Origin of the sequence: Haliea sp., from assembly GCF_040221975.1 — a bacterium.
In the GTDB taxonomy this organism is placed as follows: domain Bacteria; phylum Pseudomonadota; class Gammaproteobacteria; order Pseudomonadales; family Halieaceae; genus Haliea.
This window is the reverse complement of sequence record NZ_JAVJWR010000020.1, coordinates 1-6139: the sequence shown is the minus strand read 5'-3', so window position 1 is coordinate 6139 and position 6139 is coordinate 1. Positions and strand designations below refer to the sequence as shown.

At 62.0% G+C, this 6139-nt stretch carries 3 protein-coding genes; all 3 read left to right on the top strand.

The features are described 5' to 3' along the window. Window positions 1-448: 448 nt before the first annotated feature. The 3 genes from RLO07_RS08390 (at window position 449) to RLO07_RS08380 (ending at window position 6002) form a co-directional block, all read left to right on the top strand. Entirely contained in the window at window positions 449-1435 is a 987-nt protein-coding gene (locus tag RLO07_RS08390; RefSeq protein ID WP_462291693.1) for an integron integrase, read from the top strand. 3 nt (window positions 1436-1438) lie between these two features. Continuing rightward, window positions 1439-4576, top strand: coding sequence for an error-prone DNA polymerase (locus RLO07_RS08385; protein ID WP_462291692.1), 3138 nt, complete (start codon window positions 1439-1441; stop codon window positions 4574-4576). A 118-nt stretch (window positions 4577-4694) separates the two neighbouring features. Further along, complete coding sequence (locus tag RLO07_RS08380) at window positions 4695-6002, top strand: metal-dependent hydrolase family protein (RefSeq protein WP_462291691.1); 1308 nt, start codon at window positions 4695-4697, stop codon at window positions 6000-6002. Window positions 6003-6139 lie beyond the last annotated feature (137 nt).

Sequence of the window (6139 nt, the reverse complement as noted above, 5' to 3'; positions counted from 1 at the left end):
CGTAACGGAGTCATGACTTATCACCTCACTGGTTGAGTGAACGGCACAATGCCGTGTGATAAGTGTGGGATATTTTAGGGAGGTCAGCGTGGCGGAGGGCTGGCGGATGGAGCCACCGCGAAGCGGTTTAGTTCAACAGCTTATTAGAAAGATCAGACCGTATAACACCACGCTTGCTAACTCCAGCACGCCGTGCGGCGCCGGCAGTGACGTTCCTCACAGAATCAACAACTTGGCATGCCTTACCCACTGAGCTCGCCTGTTAGCCGGACCACTTAGAAGTTAGCAAGTCATAAAATCCGTCCGTGAAAATCAGAAAATACTCCTATAGATTCAAAGCTTTATCGAAAATCCTTTCACCCGCCTCACGTACTTCCGGTGAAAAGCCCCTTGCAATCCGCCCTCACCGAACTACTGTATATGCATACAGCTTTAATGAATAGCAGCCATGGACGATATCAGACCAGCTATATCTGCCAACCCTCCCAGGCTACTGGGCCAGATCCGCCGGCACATGCGGGATGCCGGTTATGCCTGGAAGACCGAGAAGACCTACATCCACTGGATCAGGCGCTACATCCTGTTCCACGGCAAGCGGCATCCTGCCCGGCTGTCGGAAGCTCATATCAGTCAGTTCCTCAGCGCGCTGGCCAATGAAAGAAACTGTTCACCTTCAACACAGCATATCGCTCTGAATGCCCTGATCTACCTCTACAAGAAATTCATGGGCGTGGCCATCGAAAACCTGAGCTTCTCCCGGGCCAAGGTGCAGCCTCGCCTGCCCGTGGTGCTGAGCCACCGGGAAGCCATGCTGATTATCGAACACTTGCATGGCCTGCATCGCACGATGGTAGCTCTGCTCTACGGCACCGGCATGCGGCTTAGCGAAATGCTCTCGGTGCGCATCAAGGATATTGACTTTGAATTCTCCACCATCACAGTTCGTTCCGGGAAGGGCGACAAGGATCGCACCACGATCCTGCCTGATCAGTTAAGGTCACTGCTGCAGGAACAAGTTGCGCGAGTAGCCCGACAGCACGAGCAGGACCTCGCGGACGGCTACGGTGAGGTCTATCCACCCTATGCGCTGGCTCGCAAATATCCAAATGCTGCGAGGGAGCTTGCATGGCAGTATCTCTTCCCTTCATCGGGCATTGGCAAGGATCCCAGGACTGGCGTGCTGCGACGTCACCACCTGCACGAATCGGCTTTGCGCAAGGCGCTCTCCAAGGCCAGGTGGGCCTCGGGTGTCAACAAGCACATCAAATGTCACACTTTCCGGCATAGTTTCGCTACGCGACTGCTGCAACAGGGCTACGACCTGCGGACCATCCAGAAACTGCTGGGGCACCATGACGTCAGGACTACCGAGATCTACACTCATGTGATTCGACGGGGAGCCATGGGCGTGGTCAGTCCCCTGGATGGTCCGTAAACCATGCCCTACGCCGAACTCCACACCCTCACCTGCTACAGCTTCCTGCGCGGTGCCTCCCATCCGCAGGAGCTGGTACAGCGTGCGCAGGAGCTGGGCTATGCGGCGCTGGCCATTACCGACGAGTGTTCGCTGGCAGGGGTGGTCAAGGCCCACGTAGCGGCGAAGGAGGTGGGGCTGCCACTCATTATCGGCAGCGAGCTGAACCTGGTGGAGGGTATCCGCCTTGTCGCACTGGTGCCGAGCCGGGCGGCCTATGCCGAGCTGTCCGGGCTGATCAGCCTGGCGCGGCGGCGCAGTCCCAAAGGCGAGTATCGGTTAGCACTGCGCGATGTAATCTTTCATCTCAAGCGCTGCCTGCTGATCTGGTTGCCGCGGGGAGAGGGGCCGGGCGATGGCGAGGCCGCGGGCGACGTCGGCGAGGGGATGGACGCCGCCGAGCAGGGTTATGGCCGGCAGCTGGCGCGGCTGTGTATAGGGCGGGTATGGTTGGGTGTCACTCACCTGCTGGGCGGCGACGATGTGACCCGCCACTACCGGTTGTATGCCCTGGCTCAGGCCCTGGATCTGCCGATGGTGGCCTGTGGTGATGTGCAGATGCACGTGGCGGCTCGCAAGCCCCTGCACGATGTATTCACCGCGCTGCGCTATAACACCAGTGTGGCCCGGCTCGGGCGCCGACGGCTGGGCAACAGCCAGCAGCACCTGCGGCGCCTGGACAAGCTCGAGCAGCTCTATCCCCCCACGCTGCTGGCGACGACGCTGGACATCGCCCGCCGCTGCCAGTTCAGCCTTGAGGAGCTGCGCTATGAGTATCCGGAAGAGGTGGTGCCGCCGGGGAGGACCGCAGGCGGCTACCTGCGCGAGCTGGTGGAGGCGGGCTGCACGGTGCGCTGGCCCGGAGGCGTCTCCGCGGAGACGCGAACGCGCATTGAATACGAGCTGGAGTTGATTGCGGAGCTACACTACGAGTACTACTTTCTCACGGTGTACGATCTGGTGCGCTTTGCCCGCGAACGCGGCATTCTCTGCCAGGGTCGCGGGTCGGCGGCCAATTCGGTGGTGTGCTACTGCCTGTTCATTACCGAGGTATCGCCGGAGCAGGTATCGCTACTGTTCGAGCGCTTCATTTCCCGGGAGCGGGACGAGCCGCCGGATATCGATGTGGACTTCGAGCACGAGCGCCGCGAAGAGGTCATCCAGTACATCTACGACAAGTACAGCCGTCGGCGGGCGGCACTGGCGGCCACGGTCATCACCTATCGGGCGCGCAGCGCGGTGCGGGATGTGGGCAGGGCGCTGGGGCTGGACGCTGTATTCGTGGACGACCTGGCCAAATCCATGGCCTGGTGGGACCGCAGCTCGGACCTCGCCCAGCGCTTCGAGGAGCAGGGCATGAGCGGCCACGGTCGGGTGGCAGAGCTGTTCTATAAACTGGTGCAGGAAATCCTCGGCTTCCCCCGCCACCTGTCCCAGCACGTGGGCGGCTTCGTGATCAGCCGCGGCCCGATTTCCCAGCTGGTGCCGGTGGAGAACGCCAGCATGGTGGACCGCACCGTGATCCAGTGGGACAAGGAGGATATCGAGGCCCTGGGCCTGCTCAAGGTGGACATCCTCGCCCTGGGGATGCTCTCGGCGATCCGCAAGAGCCTGGCGCTGGTGCACCGGGATCACCCCCACATTCGCGAGCTCGCGGATATTCCCCGGGATGATTCCGCCACCTGGCGCATGCTGCAGCAGGCAGATTCGGTGGGTGTGTTCCAGGTCGAGTCCAGGGCCCAGATGTCGATGCTGCCGCGGCTGCGGCCGGCCTGTTTCTACGACCTGGTGATCCAGATCGCCATCGTCCGCCCAGGCCCTATCCAGGGTGACATGGTGCACCCTTTCCTGCGGCGCAAGCAGGGTTTGGAAGCGATCACTTACCCCAGCGAGGAGATCCGCTCGGTGCTGGACCGCACTCTGGGGGTGCCCATTTTCCAGGAGCAGGTGATCAAGCTGGCGATGGTGGCGGCGGGCTTTTCCGGCGGTGAAGCAGACCAGTTGCGCCGGGCGATCAGCAATTGGGGCAAGAACAGCAAGCTGCTGAGCTTCGAGCAAAAGCTGGTCCGGGGCATGATCGCGCGCGGCTACGAGGAGGATTTCGCCCACCGTCTGTTCGACCAGATCAAGGGCTTTGGCGGCTACGGTTTCCCGGAGTCCCACTCCGCCAGCTTTGCCCTGCTGGCCTGGATATCGGCATGGCTCAAGTGCCACCATCCGGCGGCCTTTTTTGTGGGCCTGCTGAACAGCCAGCCGATGGGCTTCTACTCCCCTTCCCAGCTGCTCCAGGATGCTCGCCGCCACGGGGTGACGGTACTGCCGGTAGATGTAAACCAGAGCACCTGGGACCACCAGTTACTCGCTGTCACCGAATCCGGACAACCGCCCGTGCGTCTGGGGCTGCGACTGGTAAAGGGCCTGAGCCGCAACGGCGCCCAGCGCCTGGTGGAAGCGCGGGCGCGGGAGCCTTTTCGCCAGATCAGCCAACTGCGACAGCGGGCCCAGCTGGGCAAGCGCGACCTGGAGGCGCTGGCGGACGCAGATGCTCTGGCTTCTCTCAGCGGCAACCGCCACCAGTCCCAGTGGCAGGTCATGGCCCTGGAGCAGCCCCGGCCTTTGCTGCGAGAGGAACAGCAGCAGCCCGCCAGCTATTTCAATGACGGCATCCAGTTGCCGGCGCCGGCGGTGGCGGAAGAAGTGCTGGCGGATTACCGCGCCACCGGCCTGACCCTGCGTGCCCACCCCCTCAGCCTGCTGCGCGAGCAGTATCCCTTCAACCGCTGCAAGCGCCACGCGGACCTGCACACAGTGGCGAACCGGGGCTTTGTCCGCATCGCCGGCCTGGTCACCTGCCGCCAGCGCCCTGGCAGCGCCTCCGGGGTGCTGTTCCTGACCCTGGAGGATGAAACCGGCAACAGCAACGTGGTGGTATGGACCCGCACCCAGGAACATTTCCGCCGCGAGCTGATGAACGGCCGGCTGCTGGTGGTGAAGGGCACCCTGGAGCGCAAGGACAGCGTCACCCATATCATCGCCGGTGCTCTCCACGACTACAGCGAGGCACTGGCAGAGCTGCCGCTGCAGTCGCGGGATTTCCACTGAGCGGATACCGCCGGGGCGGCGCAGACCACATTGTGGCCATAAATGACCCTGTGCAGGCATGTTGCTTTTGGCATACTGCAACCCTTTTATCAGAGCAACAATGGAAAGGAGATCGCGCATGCCCTGTTTGCAGTACTCGTTCAGCCGCGCCCTGGCCCTGGCCGCCGCCCTGCTGGGCACGGTCGCCGCACAGGCCGCCACCACCGTCATCCATGCCGGTACCCTGCTCGCGGTACCGGGCCAGCAACCGCTGACGGAGCAGACCCTGGTCGTTGTCGACGACAAGGTCAGCCAGGTCCTGGACGGTTACCGGGACCCGGCGGAGATTGCGCCGGATGCAGAGGTCATCGACCTGAAGGACGGTTTCGTGATGCCCGGCCTGATGGACATGCACGTGCACCTGCAGGGAGAACTGGGCCCGCAGAATGACAGCGAAGATCTGAAATACTCCTCCCAATTGGTGCAGATGCAGTCGCTGATGTACGCCCTGCGCACGCTTGATGCAGGTTTTACCACTCTCCGTGATGCGGGCTCCAGCGAACAGGAAATGTACGCCGTGCGGGACGCCATCAACCGGGGCTGGATCGACGGGCCGCGCATTATGGCCGCTGGTGGTGTGGGCATTACCGGGGGCCACAATGACGTCAGCGGGATGAAGCCGGAATTGATGGAATTCTATACCGACAGCACCATCTGCAATGGCCCCTACGACTGCCGCCGCGCCACCCGGGAGGCCATCAAGTACGGCGCCGACCTGATCAAGATCACCTCTACCGGCGGCGTGCTGACCGACCGCGCCACTGGCACCGGCCAGCAGATGGAGATGGATGAACTGAAGGAAGTGGTCAATGCTGCGCGCCGCATGGGCCGCAAGGTCATCAGCCACGCCCACCAGGAGGAAGGCATCATCGCCGCCCTGCAAGCGGGCGTCGACAGCATCGAGCACGGCACCTATGTGGGCCCCGATTCGATCAAGCTGTTCAAGTCCACCGGTGCCTACCTGGTGCCCACCCTGCTGGCGGGCCACACGGTCAAGATCATGGCGACGGAGTCGGACTTCATGAGCCCGGCGATCCGGGAAAAAGCCATCCGCGTAGGCAACGACATGCAGGCAAACTTTGCCAGGGCACACAAGGCCGGGGTGAAAGTGGCCTTCGGCACCGACACCGGTGTCTCCCGTCATGGCGACAACGCCATGGAAGCGGTGTTGATGCATGAAGCGGGCATGACGCCGATGGCAATCCTGGTCAGCGCCACCGTCAGCGCGGCGGACCTGATCGACATGTCCGACAGCCTCGGCACCCTGGAGGCCGGCAAGCAGGCCGATATCATCGCCCTGCAAAACTCGCCGCTGGAGAACATCGAAAGCCTGCTGGACGTGGGCTTTGTGATGAAGGGCGGCAAAGTCTTCAAACAACAGATCTAGCCCGAATATTTCATAAGTAGGGGTAGAAAAACGGCGGAAACTCCTTAAAAATCAGTGTGCGACCATTGATTCAAAAGAGACTTCCGCCGTGACAGAATGCTACCAGACTTCCCTCGAATTTCCATCCGTTAAACGTC

Bases quoted from the DNA above. Each gene is read 5' to 3' on its own strand.
- RLO07_RS08380 (WP_462291691.1), top strand. From the start codon at position 4,695: ATGCCCTGTTTGCAGTACTCGTTCAGCCGCGCCCTGGCCCTGGCCGCC.
- RLO07_RS08385 (WP_462291692.1), top strand. From the start codon at position 1,439: ATGCCCTACGCCGAACTCCACACCCTCACCTGCTACAGCTTCCTGCGC.
- RLO07_RS08390 (WP_462291693.1), top strand. From the start codon at position 449: ATGGACGATATCAGACCAGCTATATCTGCCAACCCTCCCAGGCTACTG.